The 22,600-nt window shown below is 64.0% G+C and carries 18 protein-coding genes; 12 read left to right on the forward strand and 6 right to left on the reverse strand.

Going from position 1 to position 22,600, the window contains the following annotated elements; all coding sequences use genetic code 11:
• Window positions 1–6 precede the first annotated feature (6 nt).
• The 3 genes from D5125_14120 to D5125_14130 form a co-directional block, all read right to left on the reverse strand.
• Window positions 7–3,303 (reverse strand): EAL domain-containing protein, encoded by a 3,297-nt coding sequence (locus D5125_14120; protein QFY90523.2) that lies wholly within the window; start codon window positions 3,301–3,303, stop codon window positions 7–9.
• A gap of 61 nt (window positions 3,304–3,364) precedes the next feature.
• Window positions 3,365–6,490 carry an efflux RND transporter permease subunit gene (locus tag D5125_14125; protein ID QFY90524.1) on the reverse strand — a complete coding sequence of 1,042 codons (3,126 nt, stop codon included), beginning with the start codon at window positions 6,488–6,490 and terminating at the stop codon, window positions 3,365–3,367.
• Complete coding sequence (locus tag D5125_14130) at window positions 6,490–7,515, reverse strand: efflux RND transporter periplasmic adaptor subunit (GenBank protein QFY90525.1); 1,026 nt, start codon at window positions 7,513–7,515, stop codon at window positions 6,490–6,492. The genes D5125_14125 and D5125_14130 overlap by 1 nt, the downstream gene beginning before the upstream one ends.
• A 149-nt stretch (window positions 7,516–7,664) precedes the next feature.
• Between D5125_14130 and D5125_14135 the strand changes: the two genes are divergently transcribed.
• The 12 genes from D5125_14135 (at window position 7,665) to D5125_14190 (ending at window position 19,728) form a co-directional block, all read left to right on the forward strand.
• Window positions 7,665–8,297: a phosphoribosylanthranilate isomerase gene (locus tag D5125_14135; GenBank protein ID QFY90526.1), complete on the forward strand. Its 633-nt coding sequence runs from the start codon at window positions 7,665–7,667 to the stop codon at window positions 8,295–8,297.
• Window positions 8,290–9,498 carry a tryptophan synthase subunit beta gene (gene trpB, locus D5125_14140; protein ID QFY90527.1) on the forward strand — a complete coding sequence of 403 codons (1,209 nt, stop codon included), beginning with the start codon at window positions 8,290–8,292 and terminating at the stop codon, window positions 9,496–9,498. Before D5125_14135 ends, trpB begins: the two co-directional genes overlap by 8 nt.
• Window positions 9,495–10,304, forward strand: coding sequence for a tryptophan synthase subunit alpha (locus D5125_14145; GenBank protein ID QFY90528.1), 810 nt, complete (start codon window positions 9,495–9,497; stop codon window positions 10,302–10,304). Before trpB ends, D5125_14145 begins: the two co-directional genes overlap by 4 nt.
• A gap of 334 nt (window positions 10,305–10,638) precedes the next feature.
• Window positions 10,639–11,499: an acetyl-CoA carboxylase carboxyltransferase subunit beta gene (locus D5125_14150; GenBank protein QFY90529.1), complete on the forward strand. Its 861-nt coding sequence runs from the start codon at window positions 10,639–10,641 to the stop codon at window positions 11,497–11,499.
• Between the two features lie 318 nt (window positions 11,500–11,817).
• Window positions 11,818–11,985, forward strand: coding sequence for a UPF0175 family protein (locus D5125_14155; GenBank protein QPB72171.1), 168 nt, complete (start codon window positions 11,818–11,820; stop codon window positions 11,983–11,985).
• 42 nt (window positions 11,986–12,027) lie between these two features.
• Window positions 12,028–12,603, forward strand: a complete 576-nt coding sequence (locus D5125_14160) for a cold shock domain-containing protein (protein ID QFY90530.1) — start codon at window positions 12,028–12,030, stop codon at window positions 12,601–12,603.
• A 24-nt stretch (window positions 12,604–12,627) separates the two neighbouring features.
• On the forward strand, window positions 12,628–13,914 hold the full coding sequence (folC, locus tag D5125_14165; protein ID QFY90531.1) for a bifunctional tetrahydrofolate synthase/dihydrofolate synthase: 1,287 nt from the start codon (window positions 12,628–12,630) through the stop codon (window positions 13,912–13,914).
• Between the two features lie 66 nt (window positions 13,915–13,980).
• Complete coding sequence (locus D5125_14170) at window positions 13,981–14,778, forward strand: SPOR domain-containing protein (protein ID QFY90532.1); 798 nt, start codon at window positions 13,981–13,983, stop codon at window positions 14,776–14,778.
• A gap of 237 nt (window positions 14,779–15,015) precedes the next feature.
• Complete coding sequence (locus D5125_14175) at window positions 15,016–15,975, forward strand: SPOR domain-containing protein (GenBank protein QFY90533.2); 960 nt, start codon at window positions 15,016–15,018, stop codon at window positions 15,973–15,975.
• Window positions 15,976–16,196: 221 nt separating this feature from the next.
• Window positions 16,197–16,766 (forward strand): CvpA family protein, encoded by a 570-nt coding sequence (locus tag D5125_14180; GenBank protein ID QFY90534.1) that lies wholly within the window; start codon window positions 16,197–16,199, stop codon window positions 16,764–16,766.
• 2 nt (window positions 16,767–16,768) lie between these two features.
• A complete protein-coding gene (gene purF / locus D5125_14185) occupies window positions 16,769–18,283 on the forward strand; it encodes an amidophosphoribosyltransferase (GenBank protein QFY90535.1) in 1,515 nt (504 codons plus the stop codon).
• 254 nt (window positions 18,284–18,537) lie between these two features.
• Window positions 18,538–19,728, forward strand: coding sequence for an O-succinylhomoserine sulfhydrylase (locus D5125_14190; protein ID QFY90536.1), 1,191 nt, complete (start codon window positions 18,538–18,540; stop codon window positions 19,726–19,728).
• An 88-nt stretch (window positions 19,729–19,816) separates the two neighbouring features.
• Here D5125_14190 and D5125_14195 read toward each other — a convergent pair whose 3' ends face one another.
• The 3 genes from D5125_14195 to D5125_14205 form a co-directional block, all read right to left on the reverse strand.
• On the reverse strand, window positions 19,817–20,170 hold the full coding sequence (locus tag D5125_14195; GenBank protein QFY90537.2) for a hypothetical protein: 354 nt from the start codon (window positions 20,168–20,170) through the stop codon (window positions 19,817–19,819).
• Between the two features lie 10 nt (window positions 20,171–20,180).
• On the reverse strand, window positions 20,181–20,849 hold the full coding sequence (locus tag D5125_14200; protein QFY90538.1) for a HAMP domain-containing histidine kinase: 669 nt from the start codon (window positions 20,847–20,849) through the stop codon (window positions 20,181–20,183).
• An 84-nt stretch (window positions 20,850–20,933) separates the two neighbouring features.
• Window positions 20,934–22,559, reverse strand: a complete 1,626-nt coding sequence (locus tag D5125_14205) for a tetratricopeptide repeat protein (protein QFY90539.1) — start codon at window positions 22,557–22,559, stop codon at window positions 20,934–20,936.
• Between the last annotated feature and the right edge of the window lie 41 nt (window positions 22,560–22,600).

Genomic DNA, 22,600 nt, shown 5'->3' on the forward strand with positions numbered 1-22,600 from the left:
TTGTGCTTAGTGGGTGGCCTGGATCAGCTGTTCCAGCTGGGTCAGCAGCTGGTCGCGGCTGTGTTTCAGTTGGGGCAGGAGGTCCTCTGCCTGCTGGCGTTGGCCGATGCTGGCCAGTTGGCAGATCTGTTGGCCCAGATCATGTAGTTGGTGGTGGGATGCCTGGGTGGCCTGGAAGCTGTCCAGGGCCGAGAAATGCTCGCGTCCGTCGCGTTCCACCCATTCCTGGAAGGGGCAGTCCTGCGCGTGCAGGCTGGGGGGCTTGCCGCCGCTGGCGATGTAGTCCTGCACCTGTCTGACCCAGGCGCGGTGGCGGATGGCGGCGGCCAGCAGGGGCTGGTTGAGGCGGTTGACCGGGCGGATGTCGCGCCACTCCGGGTTGGGTCGCCAGGCCTTGACCCAGTCGGCCAGTTGCTCGGCGGGTAGGGGGCGGCTGATGCCATGGCCCTGGGCCAGCTCGCAGTCCAGGCGCAACAGCATGCTGCAATGGGCCTGGGTCTCCGCCCCCTCGGCCACCGCCTCGCGGCCGAAGGCGCTGGCCAGGCCGAGTACGCCCTCCAATACGGAAAGGGCGTCGGGGTCATCCAGCATGTCGCGGACAAAGCCCTGGTCGATCTTCAGGGTGTCGGCGGAGAGGCGCTTGAGGTAGGTGAGGGAGGAGTAGCCGGTGCCGAAGTCGTCCAGGGCAAAGCCTACGTCGATGGCCCGGCATTGCTCGATCAGGCGGGCGGCCTGGTGTATGTCCTCCAGGGCCAGGCCCTCTTCTATCTCGATCTCCAGCCAGCGGCCGACGATGCCGGCCTCCTGCAGCAGATTGGCGACGCGGTGGACGAAGTCGTCCTGCTGCAACAGCTGGGCCCCGACGTTGACGCTCAGGCGCAGACGCAGCCCGGCCTGGTGCCAAAGGGCCAGCTGGGCCAGGGCGGTGCGCATGACCCAGAGGTCGATGTCGATGGCCAGCGGCTGCTCGCGGGCGATGGCAAGAAAGGCATCCGGCAGCAGCAGGCCGCGCTGGGGGTGTTGCCAACGCAGCAGGGCCTCCACGCCGAGCACCTTGCCGGTGTAGAGATTGACCTTGGGTTGGTAGTGCAGCAGCAGTTCCCGCTGCTTCAGGGCCTGATGGATGCGGGACAGGGGTTCGTGGCGTCCCTGCAGGTGGCGGTCTCGCTCGGCGTCGAACAGGCGATAGCGGTTTTTGCCGGATTGTTTGGCCAGATACATGGCGCTATCGGCCTGTTTGAGCAGTTGTTCGGCGCTCACCGGCTGGCCCTGGGGGTAGAAGCTGACGCCCAGGCTGGCGGATACCTGGAGTATCTTCCGGCCCAGGTGGACCGGTTGCGCCGCAGCCGCCAACAGCCGATCCAGCAGGGGTTCCACGTCGCGCTTGCCATGGATGTCGATCAGCAGGGCAACAAATTCATCACCACCGAGGCGGGCCAGGCTGTCGCCCTCGCGTACCGCATCGTGCAGCCGCCGGGAGAGGGTGATTAGCAGTTCGTCACCGGCCTCGTGGCCGTGCTGGTCGTTGATCTCCTTGAACCCGTCCAGGTCGAGAAATACCACCGCCAGCAGGTCATTGCGGCGCTGCGTCTGTAGCATGGCCTGCTGCATGCGGTCGGCCAGCAGGGTGCGGTTGGGTAGGCCGGTGAGGGCATCGTAATGGGCGATGCGCTCCAGCTTATCCTGATGTTCCCTGGCCTGGGTGACATCGGAAAACAGGCCGACATAGTGGTGCAATTGCTGCTCATGGTCGTACACGGCGCTGATGCTCAGCAGTTCGACGAAGATCTCGCCGCTCTTGCGCCGGTTCCAGATCTCGCCGGTCCAGTGGCCCAGCTCCAGCAGGTCGGCCCACATGGCCTTGTAGAACAGGGGGTCGTGGCGGCCGGACTTGAGCAGGCGCGGGTTTTCGCCGATGACATCGCTGCGTTGGTAGCCGGTGATGCGACAGAAGGCCTGGTTGACATCGAGGATGCGGGCATCCGGGTCGGTGATGACTATGCCCTCGCTGGCGTGGGAGAAGACGCTGGCGGCCAGTTGCAGCTGTTTTTGCAGTTGCCGCTCCTGGGTCAGGTCGTTGAACACCAGCAGGGAGAAGCCGTGCTGGCGGCTCATGCTCAGCTCGACGATGCGCTTGCTGCCATCGGCGCACTGGGCCTTGCTGATGATCGGCGTGGTGCGCGGGTCGTCCCCCGCCGCCAGCTGATCCAACCGTTGCAGGGCCTCATGCCAGCGCCCCTGGACCTGACGGCGCTTGTCCGCGTCGGGATAGGCCTGCTGCCACCAGTCATCCAGGGTACGGATCTGGCTGGCGGGGTAGCCGAACAGCTCGCTGAAGCGGTGATTGACCAGGCCGATGTGGCCGACCGCGCTGTCGTCCATCACCAGCATGGCCAGGCTGGAGCTTTGCACCAGGGCGCGGAAGCGCTGTTCGCTGGCGAGCAGGTCCTGCTCCCGTTGCTGGCGCAGTTGCATCTCCCCGTTCAGGGTGCGGGCAAAGCGTCGGCCGAGCAGGTGGGTGGCTGTCCCGCCCAGGGCCACCAGGGCCAGCAACAGCAGGCCCAGGCGCCAGCTTTGCCGATTGGCCAGCCGGTACAGCTGCCCCTCGGGGATGCCGACGTGCAGGCTCAGGCCGTTATCGCCGATGGCGAAGCGGGTGCTGTGCAGGCCGTCGGGCGCTTGCGGGGATGCGCCCAGATCAAACAGGGCGGTGGTGCCATGCAGCAGGCGCAGCTGGCCCTGGGGGAGGTCTTGCAGTGCCTGACGCAGGCCCTCCTCCAGGCCCTGGCCGCTGAACAGCACCAGGTCGTTGCCCACCCGGTTCTGCTCCCGGTCCTGAATCGGCGCGTCCACCAGCACCTGCAGCGGCCCCTGCTCCGGCCTGAAACCGAGCAGTTGCGGTCCCTGGGTGGCGCGGGGGGCCTGGCTCAGCTGCGGCGGCAGGGCCAGGCCGATGCCGGCCAGGGGTCGGCCCCTGGCGTCGAAGCGCCAGACGCCGAGCACCTGGGCGGAGCGCCGTGGTACGTCGCTGAGGATATCGTTGAGCGCCGCGCGGGCGCTGTCCCGGTCCAGCTCGCCTTGGTTGTAACGCATCAGCAGGGCACGCGCCTGGGTGCGGCTGGTGACCTGCACGGCTAGATCCTGCATGCCCCGTATCTGGCTGTGCAGGTGCGCGGCTATGGCCTCGCCCTGGCCCTGAAAATGCGCCAGGGCCTGGCCGCGCAGATTCTGGTGGAAGGGATAGATGATGATGCCGCCGATCAGGCTGGCGAGCAGCGCCAGGCCGATCAGGGTGGTCTTCATTGCCTTGCGATAAAGGCAGACTATGGGGTCATTCCTGAACATATAGTGGGAGGTTAAACGCTTATCGATTCTGGGGGCAAGCGGTTTTCTGATCGATCTGCCGGGAGGCCGCACGGCGGGTCATGCCGAGGCGATAGATCAAGGGTACCAGGCCCAGGGTGAGTACCGTGGAGAAGGCTAGACCCCAGACGATGGCGGTGGCCACCGGGCCCCAGATCAGCGACTTACCGCCCAGCCCGGCGGCCAGGGAGAACAGCCCGGCGATGGTGCTCAGGGAGGTGATCAGAATCGGGATCACCCGCCGCCGTGCGGCATAAAGGGTGGCGTGCAGCAGGCTCATGCCCGCCTCCAGGCGCTGATTGGCGGCGGAGATCAGCACTATGGCCGAGTTTACCGCGATGCCGGCCAGGGCCACCACGCCGTACAGGGTATAGAGGCTCATCGGGTTGCGCGTGACCAACAGCCCCAGCACCACGCCGGTGAAGGCCATGGGCACGGTGCTGAGGATCATCAGCGGCTGCCAGTAGCTCTTGAACTGGGTGCCCAGAACCAGATACATCAGCCCGAGGCCGAACAGGAACAAAAGGCCAATGCTGTCCAGCGCCTCGTAGATGTCGTCCAGCTCGCCGGAGAAGTCCAGATCCAGATTGGGGAACTGCGCCTTCTCCGCCTGCCAGCGCTGTTGCACCAGGCGATTGGCCTGCACTGTGTCCAGCTGCTCCTTGTCCAGGTCGGCCTCGACGGTGATGGCGCGGCGGAAGTTGTAGTGGCGGATATTGCCCAGGGCCTTGCCGCGTTCTTGCTGTAACAGCTGGTTCAGGGGGATGGCCGAGCCATCCGATCCATCTGAGCCATGCGCCAGGGGCAGGCGAAAGGCCAGCAGTTGGTCCAGATCGCGCAGGCTGTCGGGACGGGCGCGTACCCGCACCCAAAGCTCCTCGCCATCGGCGCGCATGCTGGCCGCCAGCTCACCATCGGCCAGCAGGCGCAGGCTGCGGCTTACTTCGATGGGGCTCAGCCCGGCGCGCCGGATGCGGTCATTGTCCAGACTCAGGCGCAGCTCGAAGCTACCGGCGGCGGCATCGTCGGCTATGTCCTTGACGCCGGGGATGGAGGCCAGGATCTGGCGCAGCCGGGCGGCACCCGCGCTGATTTCGTCATAATTATCGCCGCGTACCTTGATCTGGATCGGCTTGGCCGTGGGCGGGCCGCTGTCCAGGCGCAGAAAGGAGATCTCCAGCGGCCCCGGCACCGAGGTGACATCGGCACGCATGGCCTCGATCATCTCATCCACCTCGCGCAGGCCCGCTCGTTTCGGGTTCAGCCCCACCAGGATCTGCCCCAGGTGATCCCCCAGCAGGGGTTCGGTCTCGGTGAACATGTTGCCGCTGTAGCCCACCAGGCTGCGTACCTCGCCTTGGCGCAGGTGGCGGCGCAGTTGCCGCTCCACCTCGCCCACCTTCGCCAGGGTGGCCTGCAGCGGCGTTTCCGCCGGCATTTCGATGTTCACATAAAACAGCCGCATGCTGTCGCTGGCAAAGAAGTCCATGCGCACCAGCCCGGCGCTCAGCCCGGCCAGGGCCAGCAGAAACATGCCAAGCCCGGCACCCAACGCCAGCCGGGGCCAGCGCAGGGCGCGGATCAGCAGGTGCAGGTAGCGGATCTGGATGCGGTGGGTCAGGCGCTGGCGCAGGCGGTGCGCGCGGCTGGGGCGGGCAAAGCCCACCTTGAGGGCGAGGATGTGGGTGGGCAGCATCCAAAAGGCCTCCACCAGACTGACCGCCAGGGCCAGGCTGACCACCATGGGGATCACCTGCATGAACTGGCCGAGGATGCCCGGCAGCAGCATCAGCGGCAGAAAGGCGGCAATGGTGGTGAGTACCGCCGCCAGCACCGGCCGTCCCACCTCGCTCAGGGAATCAAGGCAGGCGGCCAGGGTCTGGCTGCCGCGCTGCAGCCGGTAATAGATGGACTCCACCACCACCACGGCATCATCCACCAACATGCCCAGCACTATGACCACCGCCAGCAGCACGGTGACATTCAGGGTCTCGCCTAGGGCGGCGAGGATCCAGAAGGTGCCGGCCAGGATGAAGGGTATGCCCATGGCGGTGAGCAGGGCGATGCGCGCGCCGAGAAAGGCCCAGCACACCAGAAGCACCAGCAGCAGGCCGATCAGGGCGTTGTTCTGCATCAGCTGGATGGATTCACGGGTGGTGGTGGTCTGGTCGTTGATCAGGGTCAGGCGCACCCCGGTCTGGGCCTCCAGCCGGTTGCGCCCGGCCATGTAGTCCTTAAGCCGTTCCACCAGTTGCAGCATGTTGGCGTTTTCCTGCTTCATCACCGCCAGGGTCACCGCCGGACGGCCCTCGTGCAGGGCCAGAGTGGAGGGCAGTTCGCGCCCGCGTTGCACCTGGGCCACCCGCCCCAGGGGGATCTCCTGGCCAAGGCCCAGAATCGGCCGCCGGGCCAGCTCGGCCGGGTCGGCGCTGGTGCCCAGCAGGCGCACCAGCCAGCTCTGCTGGCCCAGCTGGCGGCTACCGGCGGCCAGATCCTGAAAGAAGGCGGCCACGCTGTCGGCCACCTGGCTGGGTGAGAGGCCGTGGCGCTCCAGGGCCTCGGGATCGAAGTCCACCTGCAACTCGGGCTCGGCCAGGCCCACCGGATCGACCCGATCCACCCCGCTCAGGCGTTCTATGTCCTTTTCGATATTGCGCGCCTGCTGGCGCAGGGTCTCGTCATTGGCCGCGCCACTGACGGCGATCAGGGCCGAGGGGAAGGCATTGGCGCTGGTGATCTCCAGGATCAGCGGGTCTTCCGCCTGGCTCGGCAGCTCGGACTCGGCGTTCTGGATCTCCCGGCGCAGGTCGGCGATGCGCTTGTCGAACTGGCGTTCACCCATGTCCTGAAAGCGCACCAGGATGCTGGAGATGTTCTCGCGGCTGTTGCTGGAGGTGAACTTGATGTCGCGTACCCGGCGGATGGCGTCCTCCAGCGGGTCGGTGACCTTCTGCTCCACATCCAGCGCCCCGGTACCGGGCAGCACCGTGGTGATGATGATCCAATTGAAGTTGATGCTGGGGTCCTGCTGGCGCGGCAGGTTCAGATAGCTGAAGCTGCCCATGGCCAGCACCAGGGCAAAGGTCAGATTGGCCAGGACGTGATTTTGCAGGAATTGAGCGAACATTATTCTGCTGGTTTCGGGCTTGAATCCAGCACCGCATCGCCATCCGTCAAACCCTGGCGGCCCTGGTCGATGAGCAGGCTGTCGCCGGGCAGGTCGATGGCCGCCGGTCTGCCCTCCAAAGCCCCCGGTAACGGCTCAAAGTGGGCCTTGCCTTGCTGGTAGATAAACACCCCGAGTTGCTCGCCACGCCGTTGCAGATAATCGGCCGGCAGATGGGGCTGAGTCAGGCGTCGCAGCAGCCGGCCGCTGGCACCGGGCGGCGGCAGGGGGGGCTTGCCGCTGAAGCTCAGCCGCAGCCGGGTCAGACCGGTTCGCGGGTCGATACTGACAAAGCGCCGCGCTAGCGCCACCGGGTAATCCCGCTGCTGGTGGCTAAAGTGCAGCTCCATAGGTCGATCCAGGAGTTGGTCCTCACCGACCTGGGGCAGGACCTGGGCCTCCAGCTCCAGCTGATCCAGCTGCAACAGCTCGATCAGCGGCGTGCCGGGGCTGGCCAGCTCCGCCTCCGAGGCCAGCCGGGCGGTGACCTGACCGGCAAAGGGGGCCTTGAGCTGGCAGCGCTGCACATTGCGCCGTTGTTGTTCAATGGCGGCCTGCTGGGCTCGGGCCTGGGCGCTCAGGCTATCCAATTCGGTATTTCTCGCCTCGATCTCCTCCTCGGCGATGTTCTGCTGGGATGACAGATTACGCGCCCGGCGCAGACGCTGCTCGGCCCGGGCGATCTGCGTCTGTAACCGTTCCAGCTCGGCCTGCTGCTGCGCCAGGCGCGAGCGGTGATCCCGGCAGTCCAGCTCTACCAGCAGGTCACCTGCGGCCACCTGATCACCCGCGCGCACGGCGATGCGCTCGATGCGGGCGCTGATCTCGGCGGCCAGGCGCGAGCGATTCAGCGCCACCACCTCGGCGGGGTCGGACTGCTCGGGCAGAAACCAGACCGAGGCCAGGGGTAGGGTGGTAACATGCACCCCGTTTCCGTCCCCGGCCAGGACCAGGGGGGCAAACAGAATCAGCAGCAGATAGCGCATGGCAGCGGTTCTCGGATCAAGGGCGGCGCAAGGGTGCAATTCTACCGGCAAACCCAGAGGCCGACACCCTTGTCTTGGCCGCTGTCTATCGGCGCGGGCCAGCCGCGCACTGAGCCCAGCGGAAGCGCCCCAATACCCAGAGCAAACCCATGAGCAGAACCCGCGTCAAGATCTGTGGCATCACCCGTGTCGAGGACGGGCTGGCGGCAGTAGCCGCGGGCGCTGATGCCATCGGCCTGGTGTTCTACCCCCCCAGCCCGCGCTGCGTGACTAGGGATCAGGCCGCTGCCATTGCCCGGGCGATGCCGGCCTTTGTCAGCCTCACCGCCCTGTTTGTCAATGCCGAGGCGGAGTTCATCCGTGAGGTCCTGGCGCAGGCACCGATCGATCTGTTGCAGTTCCACGGTCAGGAATGCCCGGAGTACTGTGCCGGTTTTGGCCGGCCCTACATCCGCGCCCTGAGCATGCAGCCGGGGCTGGATTTATTGGAGCAGCAGCGCCGCTTTGCTGGCGCCCGCGGCCTGTTGCTGGACAGCTACAAGCCCGGCGTGCCCGGCGGCACCGGCGAGACCTTCGACTGGCACCTGATCCCCAAGGCCCTGGCGGGCCAGATCATTCTCGCCGGCGGCCTGACGGCAGAGAACGTCGCCCAGGCCATTGCCGAGGTAAAACCCTACGCAGTGGATGTCAGCGGCGGCGTGGAAGCGGCCAAAGGCATCAAGGATTCTGCTAAGATTGACCGCTTCATGACAGCCGTGCGAGGACCATCCAGCCATGACTGAAGGCATCATCGGTCAGTATCCCGATTCACGGGGGCATTTCGGCCCCTATGGCGGCATCTTCGTCGCCGAAACCCTGATGGCGCCCCTGGACGAGTTGCGCCAGGCCTATGAGCGCTATCGGCAGGACCCGGATTTTCTCGCCGAGATCGACAAGGACCTGCAGGACTACGTCGGCCGGCCCTCGCCGATCTATCACGCCGAGCGCTGGAGCCGCGAGCTGGGCGGGGCGCAGATCTACCTCAAGCGCGAGGACCTCAACCACACCGGTGCCCACAAGGTCAACAACACCATCGGCCAGGCCCTGCTGGCCAAGCGCATGGGCAAGACGCGCATCATCGCCGAGACCGGCGCCGGCCAGCACGGCGTGGCCACGGCAACAGTAGCCGCCCGGCTTGGTCTGGAGTGCGTGGTCTATATGGGCGCGGTGGACGTGGCGCGGCAAGAGGCCAATGTGTTCCGCATGAAGCTGCTCGGCGCCACCGTGGTGCCGGTGACCTCCGGCTCGAAGACGCTGAAGGACGCGCTGAATGAGGCCATGCGCGACTGGGTCACCCATGTGGATAACACCTTCTATATCATCGGTACCGTCGCCGGGCCGCACCCCTATCCGGCCATGGTGCGCGACTTTCAGACCGTCATCGGCCGCGAGGCGCGGGCGCAGATGCTGGCGCGCAACGGCAAGCTGCCCGATGCCCTGGTGGCCTGCGTCGGCGGCGGCTCCAACGCCATCGGCCTGTTCTATCCCTTCCTCGACGATGCCGAGGTGACCATCTACGGCGTCGAGGCCGCTGGTGATGGCCTGGACAGCGGCCACCACGCCGCGCCCCTTTGCGCCGGCCGTCCTGGCGTGCTGCACGGCAATCGCACCTATCTGATGGAAGACCGCGACGGCCAGATCATCGAGACCCACTCGGTCTCCGCCGGTCTCGATTATCCCGGCGTTGGCCCCGAGCACGCCTGGCTCAAGGACAGCGGCCGCGCCAACTACGTGGCCATCACCGATGCCGAGGCCCTGGCCGCCTTCCACAGCCTGACCCGTACCGAGGGCATCATCCCGGCGCTGGAATCCAGCCACGCCCTGGCCTATGCCCAGCAGCTGGCGCCGCGGATGGCGCCGGAACAATCCATCCTGATCAATCTGTCTGGCCGGGGTGACAAGGATATGCACACGGTCGCCGCCCGCGAGGGGCTCAAGCTATGAGTAGACTGGAATCCTGTTTTGCGCGCCTGGCCGAACAGGGGCGCAGCGCCCTGGTGTCCTACATCACCGCCGGCGACCCCCATCCGGATCACAGCCTGGAGCTGATGCGCGCCCTGGTGCGCGGCGGTTCCGATGTCATTGAGCTGGGGGTGCCTTTTTCTGATCCCATGGCCGATGGCCCGGTGATCCAGCGGGCGGTGGAGCGTGCCCTGCAGCACCATGTCTCGATGCAAGACGTGCTGGCCCTGGTCAAGCGCTTCCGCCAGCAGGACCAGACCACGCCGGTGGTGCTCATGGGCTATCTCAATCCCATCGAGGTGATGGGCTTTGCCGCCTTTGCCAGCGCCGCAGCTGCCGCCGGGGTGGATGGGGTGCTGACGGTGGACATGCCGCCGGAGGAATCCGAGGGCCTGGTGCCCGCCCTCCGAGAGCAGGGCCTGGACCCCATCTATCTGCTCGCGCCCACCAGCGATGCCGGGCGCATCCAACGCATCTGCGCCCAGGCCAGCGGCTTTGTCTATTATGTCTCCATCAAGGGCGTCACCGGCGCGGCCCATCTGGATCTGGACGGGGTGCGCGCCAAGGTGGCGGAGATCAAGGCCCAGACCGGCCTGCCGGTGGGCGTCGGCTTCGGCATCCGCGATGCCGCCACCGCCGCTGCCATCGCCAGCGTGGCGGACGCGGTAATCGTTGGCAGCGCCATCGTCAGCCGCATCGAACAGCTGGCGGGTGACCCCCAGGCGATGCTGGCGGACGTGGAGGGCTTCGTCACCGGCCTGCGCCAGGCGATGGATGGCGCGGGTTGAGCATGTTAAAAACTGGGTCGCAAGGGGTTAACAGGAACGCAAAAGACGCAGAGGGTACGCAAAGGACGCAAAGATTTAGAATGAGGGTAACTTCTTGGGCCGTTAAGCCACTCACAGCTTGGTGGGGAAAGGTGGTTGGACGGGCTCAGAGCGGCTTTACGTATTCTGCGTCCTGCTAATCCCGGATTTCGCTTCGCTGCATCCGGGCTACGGCCGTGCGCCTTTTGGAACGCTCTGCGGGCTTTGCGTTCTTTGCGATCCGATTGTTGCTTCCGGTATCGCTGAGTCAGGTATTTACTGTTTGTGAGTCTCGTTTTCAGACTAGGTTAAGACTATGAGTTGGTTCGAAAAATTGGTTCCCAGCCGGATCAGCACCAGCAGTTCCGAGAAAAAGGGCGTGCCCGAGGGGCTGTGGGCCAAGTGCCCCAAGTGCGAGTCCATCCTTTACCGCTCCGAGCTGGAGCGCAATCTGGATGTCTGCCCCAAATGCGGCCACCACAGCCGCATCGGCGCGCGGCGGCGGTTGGAGGTATTCCTGGATGAGGGCAGCGGCGAGGAGCTGGGCGTCGAGCTGGCCCCGGCCGATCCGCTCAAGTTCAAGGACAGCCTCAAGTACAAGGACCGCATCAGCCAGGCGCAGAAGAAGACCGGCGAGAAGGATGCCCTGATCGTGATGAGCGGCAAGCTCAAGGGCAAGCCCCTGGTGGTGGCGGCCTTTGAGTTCAGCTTCATGGGCGGCTCCATGGGCTCGGTGGTGGGCGAGCGCTTTGTGCGCGGCGTCAATCAGGCCCTGGAACAGCGCTGCCCGCTGCTGTGCTTCTCCGCCTCCGGCGGGGCGCGTATGCAGGAGTCCCTGTTCTCCCTGCTGCAGATGGCCAAGACCAGCGCCGCCCTGGGCAAGATGCGCCAGCGCGGCCTGCCCTTCATCTCGGTGATGACCGACCCCACCATGGGCGGCGTCTCCGCCAGTCTGGCCATGCTCGGGGACGTCAATGTCGCCGAGCCCGATGCCCTGATCGGCTTTGCCGGCCCAAGGGTGATCGAGCAGACGGTACGCGAGACCCTGCCCGAGGGCTTTCAGCGCAGCGAGTTTCTGCTGGAGCACGGCGCCATCGACCTGATCATCGACCGGCGCCAGATGCGCGACCGCATGGCCAATCTGTTGGCTATGCTCAATCAGGGTAGTCGGCTGTGAATGGGGACGCAGAGGACGCAAAGCAGCGCAGAGGGCGCAGAGAAGGATGAGGAAGAAGTAGCCCGGATGGAGTGCGGAGAATCCGGGGTTGCGGCTGGGCAGGGCCACACCTAACCTTTGCCCCTCCGAGCATCAGATCAGAATTTCCGGGGCTCGGAGCTCCCAGATTGACAGGCAGCCATGTTGTTTCACAGTAACAATCGACACCTTCCCGTTGACCTCAATCAGGTGATTCACATGCTCATCACAGTCGAGTTTCCTCAACAGTTGCCAGATATGATTCAGTGCTCAGCAGCGGATTTTGAGCGCTAGGCCAAAATGGCAATGGCGTCCAAGTTGTATGAGATGGGTAAGCTATCTTCCGGCATGGCGGCACAGATGCTGGGCATGGGGCGGGTGGAGTTCCTGATGCAATTGGGTCAATACGGCGTTGCCCTGATTGATCTGGATGAAGATGAACTGGCTGGTGACCTGAGTAATGCCTGACAGGGAACGGGTGCTGGTAATCAACAAAATGTGGAAGATCAAATGACAAGCAATCTTCAAAAAGGAAAGATAAAACAATGGAATGATGAAAAAGGATTTGGTTTTATTTCCCCGGAAGGCGGAGAAAAAGATGTATTTATCCATATTTCAGCATTGAAGCAAGCAGGACGACGCCCAATAGTTGGTGATGTTATCTTTTATCAGATTCAAACCGATAATGACGGAAGAATCCGAGCGGTTAATGCTGGGATTGAAGGTGTTAAAAATCTTCAATACAAAGAATCAGATCGAAAGATTGATCACCGAAAAAGAATTGGAAAATCAAGAAATAGTAGTTGGATATCTAAAGGTCTTGCCTTTTCTCTTATTGTGCTATTTGTGATGTTTTTATTCGGCAATTTTTTCACACAAAGCAGAACGCCAAATAATTCAACACCATTCACTGATCATAAAACAGAAGAAAAAATCAGCGAAAACTTTAGTTGTAATGGCAAGGTGTATTGCTCAGAAATGAGCTCATGTGAAGAAGCGCAGTTTTATCTGCTCAACTGTCCCGGCACAAAAATGGATGGCGATGGAGATGGTATTCCTTGTGAGAGTCAATGGTGTGATCGGTAGCCTACCGAAACCTAACCCCGCCCCATGCGCTTTGACACCCCAAACCACTGGCTGAACTGGCTTGAGGGCCTGCACCCCAAGGCGATCGATCTGGGCCTGGAGCGGGTGGCCGAGGTCTGGCGGCGGTTGGCCTTGGATCTGGCCCCGGCGCGGGTGATCAGCGTGGCCGGCACCAACGGCAAGGGCTCCAGCGTGGCCCTGCTGGAGGCCATCTACGGCGCCGCCGGTTACCGGGTGGGCGCCTACACCTCGCCCCATCTGCTGATCTACAACGAGCGCATTCGCCTAGAGGGTCGCCTGGTGACCGATGCCGAGCTCTGCGCCGCCTTCGAGCGGGTGGACCAGACCCGTGGCGAGATCAGTCTGACCTACTTTGAGTTTGGCACCCTGGCGGCCCTGAGCCTGTTTGCCGAGGCGCGGCTGGATCTGGTGATCCTGGAGGTGGGCCTGGGCGGGCGGCTGGATGCGGTGAATATCATCGATGCCGATCTCGCCCTGATCAGCAGCATCGACTATGACCACCAGGACTGGCTGGGCAGCGACATCGATCAGATCGCCCGGGAGAAGGGCGGCATCATGCGTCCCGGCCAACCCGCCGTGTTCAATGGCACCCAGCCGCCAGCCGGGCTGGTGCAGCTGGCCGGGGAGCTGGGCGTGGCGCTCTATCTGGCCGAGAGAGATTATCGAGCGGAGTTCAGCGCCGAGGGCTGGCGCTGGTCGGCAGCGAATCAATCTTACAACCAGCTGCCTCTGCCTGCCTTGCGTGGCCCGCATCAGAGGTCCAACGCCGCTGCCGTGCTGATGGCGGTGCAGTTGTTGCAGGGGCCGCTGCCGGTGGGTGAGCAGGCCCTGGCCCAGGGGCTGCGGCAGGCGCAGGTGCCGGGCCGGTTTCAGCGCATCGGCTTACCGCGCTCGGTCTCGCCGCAGATGGCCGTCGAGGTGGATATCTATCTGGATGTGGCCCACAATCCCCAGGGTGCGCGTGCCTTGGCGGCAAGCCTGGCTGAGCTGCCTCAAACAGGTGCCCTGCTGGCGGTATTCGGGCTGCTGGCGGACAAGGATGCCGCCGGGGTCATAGCACCTCTTTGTGGTCGGGTGGATGCCTGGTTTCTGGGGCGGCCCGAATGCCAGCGTGGCTGCGACCCCCAGCTCCTCGCGCAGGAGCTGCAGCGGCAGGGCTGCGCCAAGGCCCAGGGCTTTGCCCAAATAGCCCAGGCCTTTGCCGCAGCGCGAAGGGCCGCCAGGCCAGGGGACAGGATTCTGGTGTTCGGCTCCTTCTATACAGTATCAGAGGTCATGAGTCTGCTATAATGCCTGAGAAAAACAATACAAGCTTCGGTTAGTTAAAGAATACTTACCCTGCTATGGTGGTGGAACATGCATGATCAACTAAAAAAACGACTCATCGGCGGTGCCGTGCTGGTGGCCCTGGCGGTGATCTTCCTGCCCATGCTGTTGGAAGAGGAATCACCCCTGGATCAGGGCTTTTCTGACCCGGCCATCCCCCCCCAGGGTAGGGATGCACAGGGCTTTGAATCCCGCACCCTGGCCCTGCCCGGCACCCAGGGCGATGCCCCAAGCGGGATAGAACCACTGATTGAACCACCCCCGGTATTTATCCCGGCTCCGGAATCGGATGGGGTGGATGCCGCTCCATCCACAGCGCCCCTGGCCGAACCCGAGCCGATCCGTCCGATCCTGCCCAGGCCAGAGCCGGTGGTGCCCGCGCAGGGGCAAGCGGCAGCCCGGCCAAGCGCCCAACCCGAGCCTGAGACAGGGCCAGAACCCGAACCAGCGCCGCAGCCCGCCGCCCAAACCCAGCCCAAGCCGAAACCCAAACCTGAGCCCAGGCCGACCCCCAAACCAGTGCCCAAACCAGCGCCCAAACCAGCGCCCAGGCCGGCCCCCAAACCGCTGGCCGCTACACCGGATGGCGGCTGGGTGATCCAGGTGGCCAGCGTCACTAACGAGATCCGCGCCAAGCAGCTGGCGGTAAAGCTGCGGGCCAGGGATTACCCGGCCTTTGTGGAGACTGCCGAGGTGGATGGCAGGACCTGGTACCGGGTGCGCGTCGGGCCGGGCCAGGATGCCGGGCGCATGAACGCCCTCCTGTCCCGCCTGCAGTCGGACGCCTTGGTCGAGGGGATGGATCCCAAGGTCATCAGTAACCACTAGGGGTCAGCCATGCCGCGCATTCCTGTTTTTGTTTGCTTCTTGTGGGCGTCATTGCCCCTGACCGGCCCGCTTCAGGCCGAAGGGCAGGGCGATTGGGGCTGCACCGCCAAACCCGAAGGGGGGTGGAACTGCAACTGGAGCGGCCAGGGGGCCCCACCCCAGCCCGCGCCGCCGTCGGTCCCTGCGCCCGTTTCCGCTCCAGTCCAATCCGCGCCAGTGGCCCAGCCGACCGCCCCAATGGCAGCAAGGCAACCGAGTCCGCCGAGCGCGCCGGGGCCAGCGCCCCAGCTACAGCAGGGTTACGGCCAGCCAGGGCCGCAGGGCCAGGTAGCGGCTCAGACCGAGGCCGTGGCCGAAGCGGGTTGGTTGGACCGTGGCCTGAACACCATCAAGGACTGGGTGGGCCTGGATGGCGAGGGCGCGGCCCCAGCCCGGACAAGGGCGGCAGAACCCAGGCCACTGCCGGGGCTTGAAGACCTGCAACCCGGGCCTTCCCATGCCCCGGCCCCGCAGCAGACCCCCGCCAACCCGCCTGCCGCGCAGACCTGGGCGGCCCCGGCGGCGTCCTTTGCGCCCGACAACCCGGGTCAACCCAGCCCGCCAATGGTCGATCGGCCCGTACTTGAACCCGAGCCGCAGCCTCAGCCCTTGGCCAGCCAGACCCCCGTAACAGGTGCGCAGGGCGGTGGTTTTGCCCCCTGGACAACCCTGAAGCGCTGGATGGGTCTGGAGCCTGCCACACAACCCCTGACCCGGTCGGACAGCCCGGCACCCGTGGTGGAGGGGGCCGCCCCCCAGGAACCGGTCAGGGCACCGGCCAAAGCTCAGACCAGAACGCCGCCCCAATCTCGACCCAAATCCCAGGCCCCATCTCAGTCGCGACCCCAGGCCAGGCCCCAGGTTAGACCCAGGCCGACCCCGGTCGAGTTCAAGCCCCTGCCGGGGGATGAGCGTAAGATCCATGTGGTACAGATCCAGTCGGCCTCGCAGCGGGCCGGGCTTGAGGCCCTGAGCGCTCAGCTGGGTCTGGGGGCAAAGGCCTGGATCCACGAGGAGCAGCGCAACGGCGCGCCCTGGTTCAGCCTGTTCTATGGCCGCTACGGGACGCTCAACCAGGCTCTGGATGCCATGCAGGCCCTGCCCCGTGCGGTGCAGCAACGCGGCCCCTGGGTACGCAAGCTGGAGCTTGCGCCCTGAAATGGCCTCTGTAGCCCGGATGTAGCCAAAGCGCCGTCCTTGCTTCGACAGTGCTCAGCACAGGAAGCCTGTCGAAGGGTGCCAAAGCCGAGGATGCCGGAAGGGACCCTTGCCCTCTATCCGGGCTACAACCTGCCCGTTGCTGCTATGACTTGCACGCCAATCGGTGATAATCGGCACAATTGGCAATCAAAAATCCATGCCCACCCCTGGAGATACAAGTGACCCTCAACTGGCTTGACTATGGCATCATCGCGATCATTCTGCTGTCCAGCCTGGTCAGCCTGTTTCGCGGCTTTGTGCGCGAGGCCCTGTCCCTGGCCTTCTGGGTGCTGGCCTTCTGGGTGGCGCAGATGTTCTTCCGCGAGCTGGCCGTACCCCTGGGGCAGTGGATTCAGGTGCCCTCGCTGCAATTGGCGGCGGCCTTTGCCATCATCTTTTTCAGCGTACTGCTGCTGGGCGGGCTGATCACCTACATCATCGCCAAGCTGATCGACGCCACCGGCCTGAGCGGTACCGACCGCCTTATCGGCGTGCTCTTCGGCGCGACCCGGGGTGCCCTGCTGGTGGCCGGTCTGGTGCTGCTGGCGGGTCTGACGGCCATCCCCCAGGACCCCTGGTGGCAGCAGTCTCAACTGGTGGGCCATTTCGAGGAGCTGGCGGCCTGGTTGCGCGGTCTCTTGCCCCCGGATATCGCCGAGCGCATTCGCCTGGGCGGCGAGCAGCTGATTTCCCCTGGCGGTGCGCCGCCCCCTCCTCACCCCCCACAGCCACCAACAGGTGCGAGGTAAGTATGTGCGGTATTGTTGGAATCGTCGGCCGTTCGCCGGTCAGTCAGTCGCTCTATGATTCCCTGCAGATCCTGCAACATCGGGGTCAGGATGCGGCGGGTATAGTCACCTGCGACAACAAGCGCCTGCATCTGTGCAAGGACAATGGCCTGGCACGGGATGTATTCAGCCATGAGCGTATGCTCGGCCTGCGCGGCAACATGGGCATAGGCCATGTGCGTTATCCCACGGCGGGCTGCTCTTCGTCGGCCGAGGCGCAGCCGTTTTACGTCAACTCGCCCTTCGGCATCACCCTGGCGCACAACGGCAATCTGACCAATGCCGCCGAGCTGAAGCAGGAGCTGTTCCGCGAGGACCTGCGCCACATCAACACCGAATCCGATTCCGAGATCCTGCTCAATGTCTTCGCCCACGAGCTGCAGGCGGTGACCAAGATGGATGTCGATGAGGACGATATCTTCAAGGCTCTGAGCGGGGTCTATCGGCGCTGCCGGGGCGGTTATTCCGCTGTGGCCATGATCCCTGGGGTGGGCATCCTGGGCTTTCGCGATGCCTTTGGCATACGCCCCATCGTATTTGGCCGACGCGAGACCGACGCGGGCGATGAGTACATGATTGCCTCCGAGAGCGTGGCCCTGGACACCTTGGGCTTTGATCTGATCCGCGACCTGCGCCCCGGCGAGGGGGTGTTCATCGACATCCAGGGCAACCTGCACAGCCGCATCTGCGCCGAGCAGACCCTGCTCTCGCCCTGCATTTTCGAGTTTGTCTATTTCGCCCGGCCGGACTCGGTGATCGACGATATCTTCGTCCACAAGGCCCGCTCGCGGATGGGCAAGCGGCTTGCCCACAGCATAGAAAAACGCTGGGCAGGCAAAGACATAGACGTGGTCATCCCGATCCCCGACACCAGCCGCACCGCCGCCCTGCGGCTGGCCAATACCCTGGGGGTGCGCTACACCGAGGGCTTCATCAAAAATCGCTACATCGGCCGCACCTTCATCATGCCCGGACAGAAGGTGCGCAAGAAGTCTGTGCGCCAAAAGCTCAATGCCATCGATCTGGAATTCAAGAACAAGAACGTGCTGCTGGTGGATGACTCCATAGTGCGCGGCACCACCTCGCGCCAGATCGTACAGATGGCGCGCGAGGCCGGGGCGCGCAAGGTGTTCTTCGCTTCGGCGGCACCGCCGGTGCGCTTCCCCAATGTGTATGGCATCGACATGCCTGCCGCTAGGGAACTGGTGGCCTTTGATCGCAGCGAGGATGAGATCGGCCGCCTGGTGGGGGCCGATGGCATCATCTACCAGACCCTGGAAGACCTCACCCTGGCCTGCCAGAAGAAGGGCAAGACCAAGGTGGACCGCTTTGAGGCGGCGGTATTCAACGGCGACTACGTCACCGGCGACGTCACCGCCGACTACCTGGCGCAGCTGGAGATGGACCGCAACGACAAGGTCAAATCTGGCAACGACCTGGCCGGGCAGAAGGTGATTGATTTGCATAATAAGGCTTGAAGAAGCTGCCAGCTTTCAGCGGCCAGCTTTCAGCCGTCAGCGGCCAGCCTTTGCATAGGGCGGCCCGTGGCCGCCGTGCCTGCGGTGCGCAACCCAATCACGGCTGGCTTGGCGGCGGGCGCGTGGGAGGTCGGCTCTGCCGGGCGAAGGAGGCACTGCCAGGTCGCGCAGCAAGCTGCCCTCCCACAGACTCCGTTAAAGCTGGCCGCTGATGGCTGACTGCCGACCCTACTCAACCAGCAAAAGGTAGCAACATGTTTGATAACGATGGCGAATGGGATATGGCCACCCTGGCGGTGCGGGCCGGTCAGGTACGCAGCCAGGAGTCCGAGCATGGCGAGGCCATCTTTCCCACCTCCAGTTATGTGTTCGCCAGCGCCGCCGAGGCCGCCGCGCGCTTTGCCGGCGAGATCCCAGGCAACATCTACTCCCGCTTCACCAACCCCACAGTACGCACCTTCGAGCAGCGCCTGGCGGCCATGGAGGGGGCCGAGGCCTGCGTCGCCACGGCATCCGGCATGGCGGCCATCCTCGCCCTGTGCATGGGCCTGCTGCGCTCCGGAGACCACCTGGTCGCCTCGCGCAGCATCTTCGGTACCACGGTGATCCTGTTCAACAAATACCTGGCCCGCTTTGGCATAGAGACCAGCTTTGTCGATCTTACCGACCTGTCCCAGTGGCAGGCGGCCCTGCGCCCCAATACCCGGCTGCTGTTCCTGGAGACCCCCTCCAACCCCCTCACCGAGGTGGCGGATATCCGCCAGCTGGCCGACCTGGCCCACGACCAGGGTGCCCTGCTGGCGGTGGATAATTGCCTCTGCACCCCGGTGTTGCAGCGGCCGCTGGCGCTGGGGGCAGACATCATCATCCACTCGGCTACCAAATACCTGGACGGCCAGGGCCGCTGCGTCGGCGGGGCCGTGCTGGGCGATGCCAAACAGGTGGGTGAAGAGGTGTTCGGCGTACTGCGTACCTGTGGCCCGAGCATGAGTCCGTTCAATGCCTGGGTGTTTCTCAAGGGGCTGGAGACCCTGCAGGTCCGAATGCAGGCCCATTGCCGCAATGCCGACGAGCTGGCGCGGCGGCTGCAGGACCATCCCCAGGTGGAGCGGGTCTATCACCCCAGCCTGGAGTCCCACCCCCAGCATGGGCTGGCGCAGCGGCAGCAGGCGGGCTCCGGCGGCGTGCTTGCGTTTGATATCAAGGGCGGGCGCGAGGCCGCCTGGGGCGTGATCGATAGCACCTGCCTGCTGTCCATCACCGCCAACCTGGGCGATGTGAAGAGCACCATCACCCACCCCGCCACCACCACCCACGGCCGCCTGAGTCCTGAGGAGCGTCAGCAAATCGGCCTGGGCGAAGGCCTGCTACGCCTCTCCGTGGGCCTGGAGTCCATCGAGGATATCTGGAACGATCTGTTGCGCGGGTTGAATCGATCAGCCTAAGGATCACGGGGCGAGCAGGGCCGCCCCAGAAAATGAACGTCTGCTCGCCCTTGATCCTTAGTACGCAGCCGGGAGGAGGCTGGTCGGCTCACTCATGCTCGTGGCCGGCTACGTGCAGGTAGCTGGTGGGGCTTTTGCTGTCTTGGATCTGAAAGCTGTAGCTGCCGGGCTCGAAGCGGCCCAGATAGGCGGTCTTGCCTGGCGGGTAGCGGCCCGGATAGACATTCTGGCCGGAGATAAGCCAGTCCTTTTTTCCCTTGGGGGTGCGCAGAAAGACCTCACAGGGGGAGCCGGTACAGATGCGCGAGTCGCCCGGCCTGAGCACGACGGAATCAAAGTTATTGTCATGGGCCGGTGGCGTGGCGCAGCCGGTCAGGGCCACTCCCAGGGCTAAGATCAAGGCCGGGGTGAGGCCGATGCGGCTTGGCTGTATCATATCCACTTGCCAATCCTCAGGGCAGCCTGAGTTCAAAGCAGCTGCCCGGCAGTTGCCGGTTGTTGTATAGCTTGATGCTGCCCTGGCGGCCGTGGGCGCTGTGCAGTCGGGCCACCTGATCGGCAAAGTAGAGGCCTAGCTGGGTGCGGCCGTTGCTGAAGGACTCCTCGTGGCTGTCCTGTTCCAGGGCGTCGAGCATGGATTGGGGGTAGCCGTTGCCGTCGTCTTCGATACGGATCACCAGATAGTCGTCCTCCTGACTGGCGCTCAGGCGAATCTTGCCCTTGGCGTAACGCTGGGCGTTGCCTATGGTGCTGTTGAGCACGCCCCGCACCATGTCCTCATCAAAGAAGCCGCACAGGTAGGGGTCGCAGTCGTATTCCATCGTCAGTCCGAGGGAGTCGGCAGTGGATTGGTTCTCGGCGATGAGCTCGCTGAGCAGGTCGTCCACGTTGATCTCCTGGATGGAGAGCATGATCTGATTGACCCCCATCTTGTACAGGGTGAGCAGCTGGATCATGTTGTTGTTGGCCCGCTGCACCTCGTTTTTCAGCATGCAGCCCTTGTCTTTGTCCTGGATCTTGTTGTCCGGATTGTCCAGCAGTTCATCTAGGTTGTTGCTGATGATGCCCAGGGAATTCTTGATGTCATGGATGCTGGAGGCAAGAATATCGGAAAAGTTCATGGTCGCTCACTCCTTGTCATTGCTTGATCGTGCCGGGTTCTTTAGTTTTGAAATGGACCGCTCGGGTCTCCCTCGAACCAGGTCTCACTGGTTGTGCGCCAGTTGCTGCAGGCGGGGAATCAGGCTGCTCAGGCGCCAGTCATCCGGGGCCATGCGCCTGACCCGCTCGATGAATCGGTTGGCGGCATTCAGATCCTCCTTGTTGTTGCCCTGGGCCTCCATTTTCATCAGACAGGCCTTGGCGGCGTTGAGGTTGATGGTTTTGTTGCTGGGCAGCTCATCGGCGGCATCGTGCAGCAGATGGATGGCCTCGTCCAGGCGGCCCTCGCGAATCAGCTTGACGCCCTTGTTGTTCTTGCGGAACACGTCCTTGCGGATGTCTTCAATCATCTGTTCGGGGGCATCGCTCAGGCCGCTGGCCTTGAGCACCTGACCCACGGCCCCGAGCAGGCTGTCATCGTCGTGGTTGTTGGCCACCACCGTGCGCAGCAGGCTGTTGGCCCTGTCGTTCTGGCCCAGTTGGGAACAGGCCGAGGCCATCTCCAGCCCCAGTTTACCGGTGGCACCGTGTTCGAACTGGGATAAGACCCCCTCGGCCTTTTGCAGTTCTTCCGCGGCACCCTTGGTGTCACCCTGATTCTGCTTGATCACGGCCTTGGTGGTGGCCTGATAGAATTCGGCCTCGGGGTCGTCAGGGAAGCTCTTGGCCAGATCCTGGACTACCTTGAGGGCATCCAGGTGCTTGTTGTTGGCGCTCTTGGACTTGGCCAGTCCGGAGAGGGCCGAGGGGTGGCTGAATACCGAATGCTGACCAAAGCTGACGGCCCGGTTGTAGGCCTTTTCGGCCAGCTCGGAGTTGCCGTTCTGCAGGGCCAGATCCCCCAGTTGATGCTGACGGCGAACCGCCTTGGGAGAGAGCTTGACAGCTCGGCTCAGGGTGGCCTCGGCGGTGGCTAGGTCGCCCTCGATGGTCTGTATCTTGGCCAGCCAGTCGAAGGCGGCAACCAGGTAGGGGTATTCCTCGATCATGCCCTGGAACAGGGTCTTGGCCTCGGCGTATTGCTTCTTGGAAAACAATACCTTAGCCTTGCCCAGCCTGGCCCAGGCCATGTCGCGGGCCTGTAGCGCCTGGTCGTAGATGTCCAGGGCATCGTCATAGCGACCGGCCTGAATCGAGATTTGGGCCTTGATCTTCTGCAGGTCGGGCAGGTTTTTCGGATTTTTGGCGATCATGGCGTTGAGCAACGCCAGCGCCTTGGGGTAGTTGTTGCTGGTGAGTGCGTCATTGACCGGTTGCAGTACGTGCTTGCGCTCGAACAGACGGGTCAGGCGGGTGCGCAGCAGTTCCTTGTTGAAGGGCTTGGACAGATAGTTGTCCGGCTCGTGCTCGACGGCGCTCATGACCATCTCGCGAGTATTTTCGGCGGTGATCATGATGAAGATGGAGTGCAGCCCCAAAAGCCCCCGGTGGCGGGCCTCTTCCAGTACCTGCTGGCCGTCCTTGCCCGGACCCAGGTTATAGTCGCACAGGACGACATCAAAACGGCGCTTGGCCAGCAGGGCTATGGCCTCCTCACCTGTGGTGGCAACACTGATGTCCTTGGCGGGTACGCCCAGCCCCTGGAGGATGGATTTGACCATAGAACGCATGGCGGGGAAGTCGTCCACCGCCAGATATTTTAGGCCAATGAAAGGGTTATCTATTGCCATTAGTAGCTTGTGTGGATCTTGGGTGCTGTGTTCAGAGTCAG

It is taken from the genome of gamma proteobacterium SS-5 (genome assembly GCA_009497875.2).
In the GTDB taxonomy this organism is placed as follows: domain Bacteria; phylum Pseudomonadota; class Gammaproteobacteria; order Chromatiales; family Chromatiaceae; genus Magnetovirga; species Magnetovirga frankeli.